13 protein-coding genes are annotated in these 17,172 nt (G+C 43.0%); 4 read left to right on the forward strand and 9 right to left on the reverse strand.

Going from position 1 to position 17,172, the window contains the following annotated elements; genetic code table 11:
- The first annotated feature begins 45 nt into the window (after nt 1–45).
- Together IV514_RS00890 and IV514_RS00895 are read left to right on the forward strand one after the other, a co-directional pair.
- Nucleotides 46–903 carry a glutamate cyclase domain-containing protein gene (locus IV514_RS00890; RefSeq protein WP_206483035.1) on the forward strand — a complete coding sequence of 286 codons (858 nt, stop codon included), beginning with the start codon at nt 46–48 and terminating at the stop codon, nt 901–903.
- The gene (locus IV514_RS00895) at nt 896–3,730 is read left to right on the forward strand and encodes an FAD-binding and (Fe-S)-binding domain-containing protein (protein ID WP_206483036.1); all 2,835 of its coding nucleotides are present in this window, start codon (nt 896–898) and stop codon (nt 3,728–3,730) included. Before IV514_RS00890 ends, IV514_RS00895 begins: the two co-directional genes overlap by 8 nt.
- Here IV514_RS00895 and IV514_RS00900 read toward each other — a convergent pair.
- The 7 genes from IV514_RS00900 to IV514_RS00930 form a co-directional block, all read right to left on the reverse strand.
- Entirely contained in the window at nt 3,727–4,590 is an 864-nt protein-coding gene (locus tag IV514_RS00900; protein ID WP_206483037.1) for a TIM barrel protein, read from the reverse strand. The genes IV514_RS00895 and IV514_RS00900 overlap by 4 nt on opposite strands.
- Nucleotides 4,591–4,654: 64 nt before the next feature.
- On the reverse strand, nt 4,655–5,410 hold the full coding sequence (locus IV514_RS00905; RefSeq protein ID WP_206483038.1) for a gluconate 2-dehydrogenase subunit 3 family protein: 756 nt from the start codon (nt 5,408–5,410) through the stop codon (nt 4,655–4,657).
- A 1-nt stretch (nt 5,411) separates the two neighbouring features.
- Nucleotides 5,412–7,091, reverse strand: coding sequence for a GMC family oxidoreductase (locus tag IV514_RS00910; protein ID WP_206483039.1), 1,680 nt, complete (start codon nt 7,089–7,091; stop codon nt 5,412–5,414).
- A gap of 2 nt (nt 7,092–7,093) precedes the next feature.
- The gene (locus tag IV514_RS00915; RefSeq protein ID WP_206483040.1) at nt 7,094–7,789 is read right to left on the reverse strand and encodes a DUF1080 domain-containing protein; all 696 of its coding nucleotides are present in this window, start codon (nt 7,787–7,789) and stop codon (nt 7,094–7,096) included.
- Nucleotides 7,790–7,814: 25 nt separating this feature from the next.
- A complete protein-coding gene (locus IV514_RS00920; protein WP_206483041.1) occupies nt 7,815–9,035 on the reverse strand; it encodes an MFS transporter in 1,221 nt (406 codons plus the stop codon).
- A 23-nt stretch (nt 9,036–9,058) separates the two neighbouring features.
- Complete coding sequence (locus IV514_RS00925; RefSeq protein WP_206483042.1) at nt 9,059–10,117, reverse strand: sugar phosphate isomerase/epimerase; 1,059 nt, start codon at nt 10,115–10,117, stop codon at nt 9,059–9,061.
- Nucleotides 10,104–11,279, reverse strand: a complete 1,176-nt coding sequence (locus IV514_RS00930; protein ID WP_206483043.1) for a Gfo/Idh/MocA family oxidoreductase — start codon at nt 11,277–11,279, stop codon at nt 10,104–10,106. Before IV514_RS00930 ends, IV514_RS00925 begins: the two co-directional genes overlap by 14 nt.
- Nucleotides 11,280–11,445: 166 nt before the next feature.
- Here IV514_RS00930 and IV514_RS00935 point away from each other — a divergent pair, with 166 nt between their 5' ends.
- Nucleotides 11,446–12,168 carry an AraC family transcriptional regulator gene (locus IV514_RS00935; RefSeq protein ID WP_206483044.1) on the forward strand — a complete coding sequence of 241 codons (723 nt, stop codon included), beginning with the start codon at nt 11,446–11,448 and terminating at the stop codon, nt 12,166–12,168.
- On the opposite strand, the gene IV514_RS00940 is transcribed toward IV514_RS00935, so the two are convergent.
- Both IV514_RS00940 and IV514_RS00945 read right to left on the reverse strand, forming a co-directional pair.
- Nucleotides 12,165–13,046, reverse strand: coding sequence for a BadF/BadG/BcrA/BcrD ATPase family protein (locus IV514_RS00940; protein ID WP_206483045.1), 882 nt, complete (start codon nt 13,044–13,046; stop codon nt 12,165–12,167). The genes IV514_RS00935 and IV514_RS00940 overlap by 4 nt on opposite strands.
- A 21-nt stretch (nt 13,047–13,067) precedes the next feature.
- Nucleotides 13,068–13,793, reverse strand: a complete 726-nt coding sequence (locus IV514_RS00945; protein WP_206483046.1) for a copper homeostasis protein CutC — start codon at nt 13,791–13,793, stop codon at nt 13,068–13,070.
- A 322-nt stretch (nt 13,794–14,115) separates the two neighbouring features.
- Here IV514_RS00945 and IV514_RS00950 point away from each other — a divergent pair, with 322 nt between their 5' ends.
- Nucleotides 14,116–17,109, forward strand: coding sequence for a TonB-dependent receptor (locus IV514_RS00950; protein ID WP_206483047.1), 2,994 nt, complete (start codon nt 14,116–14,118; stop codon nt 17,107–17,109).
- The last annotated feature ends 63 nt before the right edge of the window (nt 17,110–17,172 follow it).

Below are 17,172 nucleotides of genomic sequence, written 5' to 3' on the forward strand. Positions count from 1 at the left end.
CCCTAGTTAACTTCACTTAAGATAGGCAAAGGTTTTTACATAGTTATGCAACATTTATTGTTAGAGTTAAGTGCTCAAGTTGAACGCTTATTGGTGGCCAGAAACCCCCGAGGTATGCAGTTTGCCAGCCAACATTTACAGCCAGGCTATTATTTACGAGCGGCAAGATTAATCCAGCAAAATAAAGGTTGTGTGCTAATAGGTACGGGATTTCCGGTGGAACAAACCTTTGAAACCGATGGGCCTGTCGGTGCTATTTATCTTTACGAGGCGTTACTTGCCTTGGGCTTTTCACCGATGATTGTTTGCTCTGATCCGCTATTTTCAGTGCTCTCTACTCGATTTGATTGCTTAGAGCTACCCGTAGGTTTTAAACAATCTGCCCAACAAGTACGTGATGTTTTAGGGACATACCAGCCATCGTTAGTGCTATCAATTGAGCGGCCTGGATTAACCCAAGATGGCACTTACAGAAATATGTTTGGCGCTGATATTTCAGAGCGCTGTGGTCATTTTGATCACTATATCGAGCTGGCGAATTGTCCAACTATTGCTATTGGTGATGGTGGTAATGAGATTGGCATGGGGAATATTTCAGCGCACTTAACCAGTTTGAATGTTAGTTTGTCGGCAACTCAATGTGATGAACTCTTAGTAGCTGATGTTTCTAATTGGGGCGCTTATGGTGTGCTTACCATGTTGGGGGCGTTGGAAGGGCAATGTTTGTTACCCGATTTTGATCCTGTTCAGGTGCTTAGTTGGCTGTCAAATCAAGGCAGTGTCGATGGCGTAACAAAACTGAACACGCTAACCGAAGACAGTTTATGTTATCGACAAGGGCAACAATTGGTTGAACAATTAAATCAACTGTCTGCGCCATATTGGAAAGCTAGCGATGCATAGTGACTATTTAGCTCAAATAAACACAATATTGCCTAAAGAGCGAGTGATCACTGATTATCTTCGTCGTTTTGCCATGGCAACCGATGCCAGCTGTTATAGCCTTATTCCTAAATTGGTTGTGCAAATAGCGAATAAGGAAGAGTTACGGCAGATACTGACACTGTCAACGCAATATCAGGTACCGGTTACGTTTCGGGCGGCAGGAACTAGCCTTTCTGGGCAGGCGATCAGTGATTCTGTGTTGATCACCTTAACCCCCGACTGGCAAGCGTATGAAATACTTGATGATGGGCAAAAAGTTAAGGCACAACCTGGCATTGTCGGGGCAAAGCTTAATCGCCTGTTAGCACCACTGAAACGCAAAATTGGCCCTGATCCCGCTTCAATTGAGAGCTGTAAACTTGGTGGCATTATTGCCAACAACTCTTCTGGTATGTGCTGTGGCGTGAAAAATAACAGTTACCATACCTTGCAAGCGATGAGCGTTATCTTTGCCGATGGTAGTTATTTAGATACGGCAGATGAGCACAGTGTTAACGCCTTTTGTCATAGTCATAAAGCCTTACTTGCTAAGCTTAGTGCGATCAGTCAGCGCGTTAAAGCCGATGCTGAACTGAGCACCTTGATAGCAACTAAGTATCGCATTAAAAATACCACAGGCTATGGGCTCAATGCTTTGCTTGATTTTGAGCAGCCGATCGATATTTTAAGCCATTTGCTCGTGGGTTCGGAAGGCACACTTGGCTTTATCTCCGATGTTACTTTAAATACGGTGCCGATCAGCGCACATAGTGCGACTGGATTATTTATCTTTGAAACGGTTGAACAAGCCAGTGCGCTGATCCATTTGCTTAGTCAAATGAAGGTTTCAGCCATTGAGTTAATGGACAGCCGGGCCTTACTTGCTGTTGAAGAGAAAATGCGTGCATATTGTGATGTAAGCGCTATCAGCTGTGATAATTTGGCATTATTGATAGAACTAGAAGCCATGGATGAAGAGGCGCTAACACAATTGACCACTGAGGTATTTGCGTTAATTCAACACGCCAATCCCCAGCTTTCTGTCCCCTTTACTACCGATCAGCAGACAAAAGAGAACTTGTGGGCAATTAGAAAAGGCTTGTTTCCTAGTATTGGCGGGACACGAGCGGTTGGTACTACCATTATTATCGAAGACGTGGCATTTGAGCTTGATAAATTAGCAGACGGTATTAGAGGTTTAACGGCTTTATTTGTCACTTATGGCTATCATGATGCCATCATTTTCGGCCATGCCTTAGATGGCAATCTACACTTTGCCTTTAGTCAATCTTTTAATACCGAGCAAGATACCGATAATTACCATAAATTTTTAGATAAAGTGGTCGAGCTGGTTGCCATAAAATTAAACGGCTCGTTAAAAGCTGAACATGGTACCGGGCGAAATATGGCGCCATTTGTGAAGACTGAATGGGGAGAAAAGGCCTTTAATATCATGCTTGAGATTAAACAGTTGTTTGATCCCCAAGGTATTTTAAACCCTGATGTCATCATTAGTCAGGACTCAGATATTCATTTAAAAAATTTAAAGCAGTTGCCAGCAATCGATCCTCTGGTGGATAAATGTATTGAGTGTGGCTTCTGTGAAGTCGTCTGTCCGTCAAAAGATTATACCATCACCCCTAGACAGCGTATTGCTCTGCAGCGGCGCTTAACTGATCTTAAGCAGCAAGAAAATACTGTAGATAATCAGACTCAAATAAAGGCATTAACCCGGGATTATCAGTTCTATGGTATCGATAGCTGTGCAGCGACCGGCATGTGTAGCCAGCGTTGTCCGGTTGGTATTGATACCGGTCATTATGTCAAACAATTAGCCGCTAAGCAGCATACGGCGATGGCACACTGGCGCGCTGATTTTATTGCTAAACATTACGCCATGATGGTAAAGCTGATGCGGGCAGGGCTAAGCGTATCGAGTGTGGCGATAAAATTACTCGGTCCTAAGTTCACCGATGCTATTGGTCGAACCATGCATAAGTTGGGGGCGGGGTATTTACCACTGTGGCATGCTAAGTACCCTCAAGCTGCTAAACGAGCTGACACGATTAATTCTGCTGAAAATTTGCTGACGGATACGGATAAAAAAGTGGTGCTGTTTAGCTCCTGTGCCAATCAAATGATGGGACCACAACAAGGCTCTCAGTTTGAGGCAAGCTTTGTTGATGTTTGTCGGTCTTTATTTGCAAAGGCCGGAATAACCCTTATCGTACCCGAGCAAAATCTAGCTTATTGCTGTGGGCAGCCATTTGAAAGCAAGGGCTTTTTCGAACAAGGTGAAAAAAAGAAAAATGAGTTATTAGCTTATCTCGATACGGTTAGCAATAACGGACAATGGCCGATTATCAGTGATACCTCGCCATGTACGTTACGCTTGTCAGATAATAATTCAGCTAGGCCTATTCATGATCTCGCACAATATGTTGCTGCTCATGTGTTACCTGAACTAACCATTAAACAATTACTTACTCCCATTGCATTGCATGTTACTTGCAGCGCTAAGAAGCAGGGCACTGCGCAATATATCAGGCAAATTGCCGATGCGTGCAGTGCAACCGTGGTTGAATCGGAAGATGTACAATGTTGCGGTTTTGCTGGCGATAAAGGTTTTTTTCAACCTGAACTGAATAAAAAAGCCTTACAACACACATTACCAGCCACTAAAGGATGTCAATCAGGCATCAGCCAAAGCAGAACCTGCGAAATAGGCTTATCACTCAATACCGGTATCGAATATCAATCGTTTATTTACTTATTAGATAAGTTGAGTACGCCAAATAACCCTTAGGGCAGTGAAGATTTAAAAAACTTATCAAAGCCTTGTTTGGTTTTTGCTACTGCCTCGAGAGACGTTAGTCCTTGTGGATATTCTTCTTGCTCGAGTATTATCCATTGGGTATGTCCAGTATTGATTGTCGCCTTGATTAATTTATCCCAGGCAAAGCCATTGTCACCTATGATCGGGCTGATACGCCCTTGCTTTTTAGTCGCTATTTTATAATGACTGGTTAACAGACGATCCCCATAGCGTTCGATGTATTTTTTTGCATCCTTACCAGCATATCTTACCCAACCAACATCTAGCTGTAACACGACATCATTGGTTGTTTGTTGTGCAATATAGTCCCAATAAGTTTGTTGCTTATAGGTGGAAAATTCGTATTGATGATTGTGAAAGCCAATTTTCATACCGTAGTTTGCTAATCTTAGTGCAAGTCGGTTTAAATCTTCGGTTAATGATGGTATTTTTTCATCATGCCATGCGCGCTCATCCCAAGGGATGATCACCAATTCAATTCCCAGTGTTTTGAAAAACAATAAGTTTTTATCAATGACATTTTCAGCCAGTGCGTCAATACCAACATGCGCGCCACTTGGGATTAACTTCAGCTGATCTAATAATTGTTTTAATGCATGAGGGTCTTCGGCATAAGGCCCATAAAAACCTGCGAATTCAACCCCTTCAAAGCCAAGATCCGCCAGTTGCTTTAAGGTGCCGTTAAAATCCTTTTTCAGCGCGTCTTTTACTGACCAAAGCTGAATGCCTATTTTCGGTATCTGAGTAGAATGAGAAGTCTGAGTAAAAGCATTTGTATTGACAGAGATGATAAGTGCTAAGCTGGCTGTTAATGTGCGGTATATATTCATGCGTGTTATCCCATAAAAAAAGGTGAGCAGGGAAAGTCGATGTTGCTCACCTATTAAGGTTAAGTTAAACAGAAGTCGCTTTATAGGCGTATTCTGTTAAACCTAAATCTTCAAGCACTGTTGCTAAATGTTGTTTAGCGGCATCATCAGGCCCAGGGTAGTCTCCGGCAATAGCAACATTGCCCATATAGCCAATGTCTTTCATCCCCGCAGGAGAACAGAAATAGGCCGCAAGGATCAGTTCGCGAAAGCGATCAAATGCTTTAGCGATTTGTTGAAACTGTACCGGCGTTTGTTTGTTGCGATAAGCAATATCATCAATGATGGCTAATTGTTGTTTTGATGATAGTTGCACAAATTTAGCTTTAAAGCGTAGCTGTGCTTCATCATCAATCCACGCAAGTGCATGTAAAATGGTGACTCGGTCACGCTGTTGCCCTGAATATGGTGCACTGACCCATTCATCGATGACATCGGGTACATGCACCTGTGTAGCTGACGGTGAACTGCCTTCGCTCGGCACGATAATATCCGCTAATATTGCCACTAAGGTTAATTGCTTTTGGGTTAAGGTTAGTGGCCATGGCGAGCTTGGTGGAATAATCAAATTGGGATCTGTGCCATACCCTTTAGCGGTAATCGGCGACAAGGTTAAATCAGGCCAATGACCCGTCTTACTTGGGGTAACCAACTCAGCGGCTTGGCTGTATTTGCTCACGGCAACACTGGCGGAGCCTGCGGCAAGTAGCCCTAACCACTTCAATGATTCACGGCGAGTAATGCCCGATTGGTACTTATAACTATCAAATCGTTCAGTCATTTTATAGTACTCCTTTATCCAGTTGCTTGGCTAACCAGGTTGAATTTCGCATTGCCAAAGTCATGATGGTCAGTGTGCAATTTTTATGAGGGTTTGAAGCAAATACGCCCGCATCCATCACAAATACATTGTCACAATCCCAAGTTTGTCCCCACTGATTAGTGACAGAATCCTTTGGTGAGCTACCCATGCGTGTTGTGCCAACTTCATGAATAATTTCCCCGCCTTTTGAAATTGCTCTCTCAGGCGTGGGTAATTTACCCACATGACCACCCATGGTCTCCAGTATCGTTTTTGCTGTAGCTAAACCATGTTCAATTTGATTAAGTTCGTGTTTTGACCATTTAAAGTGAAACTTAGCGACAGGGATGCCCCATTTGTCTTTGGTCTGCTCATCAATTTCCATATAACTATGTTTGTTCGGTAACATTTCACCTCGTAGCGCAAAGCCGACATAAGAGCCGTAAGAGTCACGCACTTGCTGTTTTACTTCTGCACCATAACCTTGTAAGCCACTGCCAATTCCTGAACCTGGTTGGTGAAAACCACTACTAATTTCAAAATGATACCCGCGAGGAAAGTCTAATTCGCCCTTGTCTTGCGCTTGATGTCCCCACCAAGGAATAAACAGGTGGTTGGCGGTATGACCATCTTCGTTATAACGAGGACGACCTTTCAGTGCAGGAATGGTTGCTCCTAGCCAAGCGCCAGTAGAGTCCATTAAGTTACGGCCGACTTGACCACTTGAATTGGCTAAGCCTTTTGGATGCTGCTTACTTTTTGAGTTCAATAAGATGCGTGCAGACTCACATGCACTGGCAGCAAGTATCACAACTCTTGCAGTAACATTGTGTTCATCGCTTGAATGTTTATCAACATAAGTGACGCCAACAACTTTACCGTTCTCGTCTGTATCCACCGATTTTACCATGGCATTGGTGATAACTTTTAAATTACCTGTCGCTTTGGCCATTGGGATCAATGATGTGGTTGTTTGAAACGCGGCACCAATCGAGCAGCCATGACCACATGGGGTTGCGTAAAAACAAGCTGCGCGATCATCTTTGGGCCGTGTGAGAACCGCTCGATGCATAGGAACTGCGGGAATACCATGCTTTTTCGCGGCTGCCGCAACCAGTAATTCGGGAACCCGAGGTTTTGGTGGTGGTTGCAGCACTCCATCAGGTGATGGCGGCATATCGTCAAGCCCCGTATTTGTGCCACAAATACCAACAATTTCTTCAGTTTTGTCATACCAAGGGGCAATGTCATGGTATTCAAACGGCCAATCAGCGCCTAGACCGTCACGACTTTTACCTTTGAAATCGTGTTCACTAAAACGTAAGGAATAACGTCCCCAATGATTGGTTCTACCGCCTAACATACGGGCCCGCCACCAATAAAATGTCGAGTCTTTCCCCGTTGAATAGGGCTCATTTGGCACTTGCCAGCCACCATCAACGGTGGCGTCATAAAAACCAAAATTCTTATCCACATTACCAGCCCCCATTAATGGTGCTTCGCCATTACTTTTAAACATAGGGGATTCAGTTTTAGGATCGTAATTACGTCCGGCTTCAAGCATTAAAACCTTATGTCCGGCTTTTGTTAGTGTGTAAGCGGCCATGGCGCCACCAGCGCCTGAGCCAACTACTAACACTTGGTGTTTAAAATCTGACATTGTTATAACTCCCTAATTTTTAGGTTTTTGAACCAGACTTGATCGCCGTGATCCTGCAAGCCAATATGTCCGGCATTGCCTTCAGCAAACCCTTGCCAGGTGGCAAATTTACTGTTCTTTACTAAAGCGTTCCAACTGGTGCTGCCAATCACGATACTGGTGGTGCTCACACCATTTTGCCAAACTTCTAAGTGTTTGTTATTTAATTTAATTCTTACACGGTTCCATTCTCCGGCAGGTTTATGAGCCGTGCTAGGGGAGGCTAATAAATCATAAATAGAGCCCGATAAATGCGAGTCTATTTTATTATCGCTGTGGCGTTCATTGTCGAGAATTTGAATTTCAGGCGCATGTGAATAGATCGCACCACCTAATTCATCCGCTAAAATAAAAATACCACTGTTACCCGCTTTAGCTATTTTCCAATCAAGGACCAGTTCAAAGTTTTGATAACGTTTTTTTGTTAAAATATCACCGCCACCTTTAGCGGATAAGGTCATAATGCCTTCTAGCACTCGCCACTGAGGATTGAGCGTATCACTTTTAAAATTACGCCACTGTGACATGTCTTCGCCATTAAACAGTAGCTGCCAGCCAGCAGATTTTTCTTGCGCACTTAACTGGTTATCCGCGGCAAAGGCGACTGAAGAAGCTCCGATTGATATGGCTACGATTGCCATTTTTATTTTATGTAACATAGTTTTAACCTTTAAACGTAAGTGATCATGCTGATTTAGCATATTGCTGTTTTTTACTTTTATTGATGAACAGATAAAGTCCAATAAAGGCAACAATTAAGACGCATGGAAAAATAAATAAGTTTTGCAGCACGGCTTGACCGGCGACAAAATCTGTTTCTGTCGGTGATAAATTGGCAACTTGTGCTTGTGCACGGGCATCATCAATCCAATGACCGATCACAGGGTTCCACATACTGACAGCAAACATACCGGCACCCCCGATAATCGACATACCTAAGGCGCCTGTTTTTGGAGTGTATTCTGCGACACAACCCAACATAGTAGGCCAAAAATAGGTAACGCCTAAGGCAAAAAGAATGGCGGCAATATAAACAAAGTAGCCTTGAGCCTGACTCATCAGAAAAATGCCACTTGCGGCGAGTATTGCAGAACCTAACAATACACCTGTGGGGCTAAATTGATGGACAATAGGGCCCGCAAATGCGCGGCCAACCGCCATTAAACCCGTGATCATCGCCAGCATTAGCATGGGCGATGCGCCGCTAGCACTTAATATGCGTTCAATCCATTGCTGTGTGCCAAGTTCTGTGGTGGCAGTGAACGTCATACACACCACTAAAAATAGGTACAATGGGGAGAATAAATGGCGCAGATTGCTGGCTGTTGAGTGAAATTGGCGATCAAACTCAGGAAACTGGCTTTTTAGCAGCAAGGCACCGTAACAGAATGTTGGAATTAAGATAAGTGCCACTTGCCATTGCCAATTAAAGCCTAATGATGTCATGGCATTCGAGGCTAATGCGCCAATCACTATGCCACCAGGAAACCAGACATGAAAGCGATTAAGCATAGTGGTTTTATTATCAGGATACATTTCGGCGATTAACGGATTACATCCTGCTTCAACCGAGCCATTGGCAAAGCCAATTAAAAAGGTGGATATTAATAACCCCCAAAAACCGCCCGCGTATATGGTTAATAGTAAACCTAACAAGTGACAGAAAAAGGCAAGTGTGACGAGTTTTTTGGCGCCAATGGCATTATAGATGGCTCCGCCTATCATAGTGGCTAACGGAAAACCAAGAAATGCCATGGCATTAACCCAGCCCAATTCAGTACCCGTTAAACCAAATTCATTACCTAACTGTCCCAAAATACCGGCACGTATGGCAAAGGTCATTGACGTCACAACAAGTGCGATGCAGCAGAGTCTAAAGACAAATAAACTTTCTTTATTATTCATTATAGTATCCAGTTATTTGATGCCTATTTATCTAGGCCTAGTATTTGGTTATTTTGATGTTTGTCTGTTGCGACGCTGACAAAATCATCAAATGCTTTTTCCGTTGGCCTGATCAGGTGCTGTTTGATAAATTCAGCTCCTTCTCTTGCGCCATCTTCAGGGTGCTTAATACAGCACTCCCACTCTAAAACTGCCCAGCTATCAAAACCATATTGCGTTAATTTGCTGAAAATACTTTTGAAGTCGATTTGGCCATCACCTAAAGAACGAAAACGTCCCGGTCTGTCTAGCCAGTTTTGATAACCGCCATAGACGCCACTGCGCCCATTGGCATTAAATTCGGCATCCTTAACATGAAAGGCTTTAATACGCTCATGATAGATATCGATAAATGCTAAGTAATCTAGTTGCTGTAATACAAAATGACTCGGATCGTAGAGAATGTTGGCTCGCTGATGGTTGCCTGTCGCGGCTAAAAAGCGCTCAAATGTGACACCATCGTGTAAATCTTCTCCTGGGTGCAATTCGTAACAAATATCAACACCTGCCTCGTCAAACTGATTAAGAATAGGCAACCAGCGCTTGGCTAGTTCCTCAAACCCTTGTTCGACTAGTCCAGCTGGGCGTTGTGGCCAAGGATACATCGTTGGCCAAAGTAGCGCACCAGAGAAGCTGGCATGACTTGTTAATCCTAAGTTTTGGCTGGCTTTGGCTGCCAAGCCCATTTGCGCTATTGCCCATTGTGTTCTTTGCTGAGGTTTACCGCTTAACTCCGCTGGGGCAAAGCTATCAAACATTTGATCATAAGCCGGGTGTACCGCGACTAATTGCCCTTGTAAGTGGGTTGAAAGTTCCGTTATTGATAAACCATACTCTGCCGCTATTGATGTTATTTCTTGGCAATAGTTTGTGCTGGTCGCCGCCAGTGATAGATCAAAGAGTCTGCTATCGGTCGTCGGCAGTTGAATGCCTTTAAAGCCTAAGTTACTAGCCCAGTGACAGATTGAGCGAAAGTCATTAAATGGAGCTTGATCTGACGCGAACTGGGCAAGAAATATTGCCGGGCCTTTAATTTGTTTCATTTACGTTATCCATCTGAAAAGTATGCCATTTAGTCGCTGATTGACTTGCGGCTACTGTGTTTTCAATAAAAGCCATTCCACGAATCGCTTCATTAATACCTGGCACATCGAACAATGCATTGCTCGCTGGTTGCCCTTGTTCAAAAGCACATATTTGCTGAGCAAAATTGCAATATATATTGGCAAATGCCTCTAAATAACCTTCAGGGTGACCTGCTGGAGTGCGTAATGCTTGCTGCGCTCTCGGCGAAAGTTCGCCGACACCTGCACGTAATAATTGCGCGGGTTCATTGTGGTTTCGTAGCCATAAACTATTTGGCTCCATTTGTGCCCATTCGATACTGGCACGATCACCGTACACTTTTAGTGTCAGGTTATTTTCTTCTCCTGTGGCAATTTGGCTAGCCATAAGCACACCCTTACCGCCATTGTTAAAGCGTAATAGCACAGTGCCATCATCATCGAGCTCTCTATTATCGACAACCGTATTGAGATCGGCACAGAGTTCAGTGATTTGTAAACCAGTGACATACTCGGTTAAATTCGCCGCATGAACACCAATATCTCCCATACAGCAGCTGATACCCGATTGGGCTTTATTTAGCCGCCAACTTGCCTGTTTACTGCCTTCATTATTTTTATTGGCTAACCAACCTTGGTTATATTCAACAATCACCTTTCTGATGTTACCTAATGCTTGGGATGCCACTAAGTACTGGGCATGTTTGATCATTGGATAGCCGGTATAGGTATGTGTTAATCCATAGAGACAATTGTGCTGTTCTATCACGTTTTTTAAGCTGGTAGCTTCGGTTAAATTTAGTGTTGCTGGTTTGTCAGATAACACATGAAAACCATGTTCTATCGCCATTTTTGCGATTGGAAAATGTAAATGATTAGGGGTCACTATCGCGACAAACTGCATGCGTTGCTCTGCGGGTAATTTGGCTTCTTGTGCAAACATCGTTTGGTAACTGGCGTAGCAACGTTGCTTAGGCAGGAACAAAGCTTGACCAGACGATACACTACGATTTTCATCAGAGCTAAACGCACCGCAGACTAAGTCAATTTGACCATCGATATTGGCAGCAATCCGATGAACTGCACCGATAAAAGCGCCTTCACCGCCACCAACCATCCCCATTCGAACTTTTTGCTGCATTTTATTTACCTTTTGATACCTCAGCAGTATCAGCATTAATTTGACGATAATATTGATAATACGGTGATGGCTTGTGAAGTGATAATAATTTTTCGGTTGACAATGAAACAAAATCGGCGTTTACAATGTAGATAGAAATTTTATAAATTGCTAAGAATGTCGTGATATGGAAGCTAAAGAACTGTTACAACAAGTAGGCGTTAAACAGATAATAGCCGCGTTTGACTTGCTACCTGATATATTGTTTTGGATAAAAGATACTGAAAGTCGAATTCTTTATGGCAATAAATTATTTATTGAGCATCTTGGCTTCAAAAGCTTAGATCAGATCCTGAACAAAACTGATTTTGATTTTTCGCCTCAGCATTTAGCCTTTCAATTTGTCAATGATGATAAGCGTGTGATGCAAGGACATTGTGTGTTGGAACGGTTGGAATTAAATCAAACCGCAAGCGGAGAACTTGGCTGGTTCTCGACATCTAAACATACTTTGGTTGATGAACAAGGGAAAGTGATGGGTACCTATGGGGTGACTAGGCATCTGGAAAAAACCTCTAAAGCACTTTCCAGCGTGAAAGCGATAGAAGTGCCCGTGCGTTTCATTCGAGAACATTACCATCGCACTATTACCATTGAAGAGTTAGCTGAACTTGCACATTTGTCGGTCAGTGCGTTAGAGCGCCGATTTAAAAAATATCTTGCGAAAACGCCTAATCAGTTTATTAATGAAGTGCGTTTAGAAAATGCGCGGAAATTAATTGTGGAAACGCCGCTTGCGATTTCACAAATTGCTTATCAATGTGGCTTTTCAGAGCCAAGTTATTTTAGCAAACAGTTTCAACGCCTATTTGGCGAAGTGCCGTCACACTTAAGAAAACAATTAGATTAACCAGATGAATTGAGTTGTCGGGCGAGTATGATAGCCCCAGCTTCTGGCGTGCTTTTGGGCTGACATAGCTGGCTACTAAGTGTGTTATCAAGCCAAGGTCTGATTGCATTGGTAATACCACCGAGTAAGCATAAACGCTGCGGTGACAGTGTTAACAAATGTTTTGCGTATAACTGGATATAGTCCGTTGCTTTTTTCACTATGGCTAACGCCATATCATCGCCTTGCTGTGCATAACTAAACACCAGTGGCGCAAATTGTGCGTAAAAACTGGGTTGAGCGGTTAATACCTTCGATAGTAACTGCTCATTGCTATGACAGCGCAACTGCTTGAGCAGTGCATTGCTTAACTGAGTGGCCGGCAGAACACCATCAAGTACTTGGAAGCATTGTTGTATCGCGTTTAAGCCAAGAGCTGCGCCACTTGCATGGTCTCCGAGGTATAAGCCATAACCACCAAATTCTTTTATCTGATCACCTGTTTTGATCGCGGCACAAAAACCCGTACCGACAATCATGACACCTCCTGATTGTTGATGATGAGCACCGACACAAGCGATATGCATATCCGTTGTCACATGTAATTGAGCAAATGGGTGACGCCAGTTCTCTAAGGCCGTTTTACTTTGCAGCACATTCGCGCCGGCGACACCAGCGACAGCAATGATACGATGAAAGTCTTGCTGTGATAGGTTGGCTTGCTCAATGGCTTGAATAGTTGCGTTGATAATAGCGGTTTGGGTATCTCTAAGACTACGCACTACGTTGGCTGGTCCGCCAAGCCCTACCGCTAAAACATTACCTGCAACATCTTCAAGTTGGACTTTACATTTAGTGCCGCCGCCATCTATGCCGAGATAAAGTGGATTTTTTTGCATGATTGTCATCTTGATATTGCCCTAGGATAAAATGTGATTAATCGTTGATGGCATGATATTGCCATGTTGATCGAGCACGGCTGAATGACAGTGTAATGAGATCTGAGTATGCGAGTTTTCAGCCAGTTGCCATAGCCTAGCGGCATTTTTTGTTGTGACACCGCCACCTATCACTAGCTCAAACTGCCCATTGATGGTCGTAGTAAGTTCGGTCAGTTTCTCAATATTTGGCGTGTGAGCATATCGATTCTGCCAGGTGTTACCATTGCTTAGCAGGCGGTTAATGCCCAAAGTGGCAAGTTGCTCAATTGCTTGTTGCTGATTAGGTATTGCATCAAAAGCTCGATGAAAGGTCACACTGAGTTGTTGTTGCTTAGCACATGAAACCAGTCGCTTCATTGCATCGATATTGACGTGATTGGCTTGGTTTAGTACACCTAAAACGACACCGTCAGCTTGCTGGTTGGCTGCATCGGTAATTTGTTGACACATCATATCTAATCCATTGTTATCATAACAAAAGTTTGTATGTCGTGGACGTATCATAATGAGCAATTCACCACTTTGATTCATCGCCGATTTTGCTGCTTTAATTTCAGTGGTATTTGGTGTTAATCCATCACATTCCATGCTGGCACAAAGCTCAATTCTTTGTGCTCCGGCACTTAAACAAGCGCTAATGTTTTTTGTCATTTTTTCGATGTCACTTGTACTAATACAAACTTCGAGAATTCTTTCTTTATCCATCTTATTGATTTTTATGTTTATTATTATCTTTGATAACACTTGTTATGCAAGGGTTCGCCATTTACTTCTGCGTATCAATCTTTTGATTTTAGTGTTTGATAGAAATGTTAATCACATGAGCTTGTACCATACATGGTTTTAAAGATAATTGTATGATTTGCCACCACAACGCCGATTTTATTGCATTCCTAACCGAATTTATATTATCCCTTTCGCTGCTCATAACCCTATGCTGAGAAGGGTGATAGATTTGCAGTTCACCCTGCGAAGTAAAGTAATAATAAAAATAGTTACCACACATTAGAAACTGTTGGAGAACGGTATGACGAATAATAATCATCGAACATTCTCAGGGGGTATTAGAATGTTCAAAAAGTCCGCGCTAAGTCTTGCGCTGCTTGCTTCGTTCAATCTCGCATATGCTGAAGAAGCGAAGAAAAAAGACGAAAAGATAGAGGCCGAAGAGGTTGAAGTGATTGAAGTACGAGGCATTCGTGCCAGTATGGCAGAAAACTTGGCCATTAAACGTTTGTCTTCAGCGATTGTTGATGCGATCACCTCTGAAGATATTGGTAAGTTTCCAGACAAAAACGTGGCGGATTCATTACAGCGAGTACCGGGAATTGTTATCACTCGCAGTGGCGGTGAAGGGGAAAATGTCAGTATTCGAGGCTTGTCTTCTGATCTCACCTTTACCCAGCTTAATGGTAATTTTATCGCATCATCACCAGGCTCACCTTCCCGATCGTTCAGTTACTCTTTATTACCGTCGACTATGGTACAACGTGTTGAAGTGTATAAGTCGTCAGAAGCACGTTTAGATGAAGGAGGTGTGGGTGGCACCGTTATTTTGCATAGCCGTAAGCCGTTAGATATGCAAGCGAACTCAGGTGTATTTAATGTTGAATATACCTACGCCGATGTGACTGAAGATTATGAGCCTGGTGTCAGTGGGGTTTATTCGTGGAAAAACGAGCAAGAAAATTTAGGTTTTCTGTTTGGCTACACTCGACAAGATCGCACTAACCGTAGCTTAGGAGGTAATACCACGGGAGGCGGCGGTTGGCGTTGGGCAACGAGTAATGATGCACCTGCCGCAGACATACATGGTAATGAAATTACTGACAGTACTCGCCGATTTTCTGCATTAGAAGATGCTTATGGTAATCTTGCTGAAGGTGTCTGGGTACCTCAAGTTGCCGGTGTTGGTATTACGGAGGAAAAACGTGAACGTGAAGGTATTCAATTGACCAGTCAATGGCGACCTTCAGATAACTTGTCGCTGACCTTCAATTATTTTCGTTTTACGTTAGGACAAGATCGAACCAATTCTCAAATGTGGATCCCAGAATGGAAGTACAACCCTGATCATTTAACTGGGGTGCACTTTGATGAATCGGGCACAGTTGTTACTGGCATGGATTTTACTTCTGGCGCAGGTGGTACTGAAGGGAATATGGAATTTCCTTGGATAATTGGTAGTTACACCGAAGAAGAAGATACTTCTGATACCTTCGATTTGGGGCTGGAATATCAAGGTGATATGTATGATTTACGCTTTAAATTCGGTCATACCAAAGCCGAAGGTGGACCATCAGAGTCTTGGCGTGCTGCATATAAAAGTGGTCAACCGGCTAAACGCAGTGATTCTGGCTTAGTGGAAAATGCCGCAGCATTTGCTGGCTGGCGTTTAGGTGATCGCGTCAGTTTATATGCTGATCCTGCGGTATTAGACAATTTAAAAGCCGGTATTGCTGGTGATCCCGATCCAGGTTCAACAGGCTCAAGTTTTATTGTTAGTGAGCTTGAAGAAGATTACGCACAAATTGATCTTGATTATCAACTTGATTACGGCATTGTTGATATTTTACGTGTCGGTGCTAAATATCGTAATGCCACACTGCATCGAGAAACAAATAACACTTTCTTTGTTACTCCTGAAGGTGCTGCCGGTATTGCTAGTGGCGAGTTAGACCCATTCAATCAAGGTGATATTGATAATGTCGCTTATCACTGGATAGGTGGTATGCCTTCAATGCCCGATATTTTGAATGAAAATTCTGAGCAAAATATTCCTGGCGGTTTTGATGTTAACGTTATGCCTACGATTAACTGGGATCGTTACCGCGATATAGTTACTAGTGAATACGTTAAATATACCCGACGTGAACCAGATTTTGTCTTTGATATTGAAGAAGAAATTACCTCATTTTATGTGCAGGCGGATTTCTCTTATCGCAATTTACGGGGGAACTTTGGTGTCCGTTATGTGGAAACTGAAACGGGGATCATGTCGTCCGATAAAATTAACTACTTCCTTGATGATATAGACGATACCACTGAACAAGATATTTTGGGTGAAGATCGCTTGTTATCGGTTGAAACAACGGTTGAACGTGTGGTTAAGGATAAGCAGTTGTTACCAAGTGTTAACTTGGTTTGGGATGTTAATGACAACTTAGTGGTGCGAGCTGCGATGGCGAAAACTATGTCTAGAGCGCCATTTAATGACATGGGAGCGCCAGAGCAATTAAACTTTATTTCGCAGGAATGGGCGGATGATCGCTTAGAGTTTCGTGGTAACCCTGTTGATCAAGGTTGGTCAGGTTCTGGTGGTAATAAAGCGTTAAAACCTTTTGAATCAGTACAAAGTGATATATCGATTGAATATTACTACGGTGAAGGTTCTGCGATTGGTGCGGCAATATTCAATAAAAAAGTGGATAACTTTATTGTGCCATTAATCATTAGCTCAACACGTCCATTTGACGGCTATACCAATCCCAATACTGGTCAAGTAATTGTGCCTAAGGGTGAGATTGAAGTTACGCCGTTTAGCACTACCGCTAATGGTACTAACGCCACATCCCGCGGGTTAGAATTATTTGCTCAACATGCCTTTAACAATGGTTTTGGAGTCAATGTTAACTACACCCTTAATGATACTAATCGTGCCGATATCAGCATAGATGGTGAAAAAATTGGGGATTCTGAATTGGTTGGCAGTGCCGAGAACCAATTTAACTTTTCTGGTTATTATGAAACCGACAATTATAGCATTCGAGCATCGTATAACCGTCGTGGTAAAACAGCCTTAGGCCTTGCTGATGGGTTAACTGTTTTCCAAGAGCCATACCAGCAAGTGGATGTGAACGCTTCTTATAGCCCAATGGAAAACCTGACATTAGTTGCTTCTGTGATCAACTTAACCGAAGAAGAATCAAGAACTTTTTATGGTGATGATACCAAAGCACGATTGCGTAGTAGTAGTTATACCGGGCGTCGAATATACGCTGGATTGACTTATCGTTTCTAACAATCACAACCATTAATTTGAATGTAGTCGATGGTAAACAACGGTTGAATCGGCTGACATATG

This window comes from Thalassotalea sp. G2M2-11, assembly GCF_017168195.1.
GTDB lineage: Bacteria > Pseudomonadota > Gammaproteobacteria > Enterobacterales > Alteromonadaceae > Thalassotalea_E.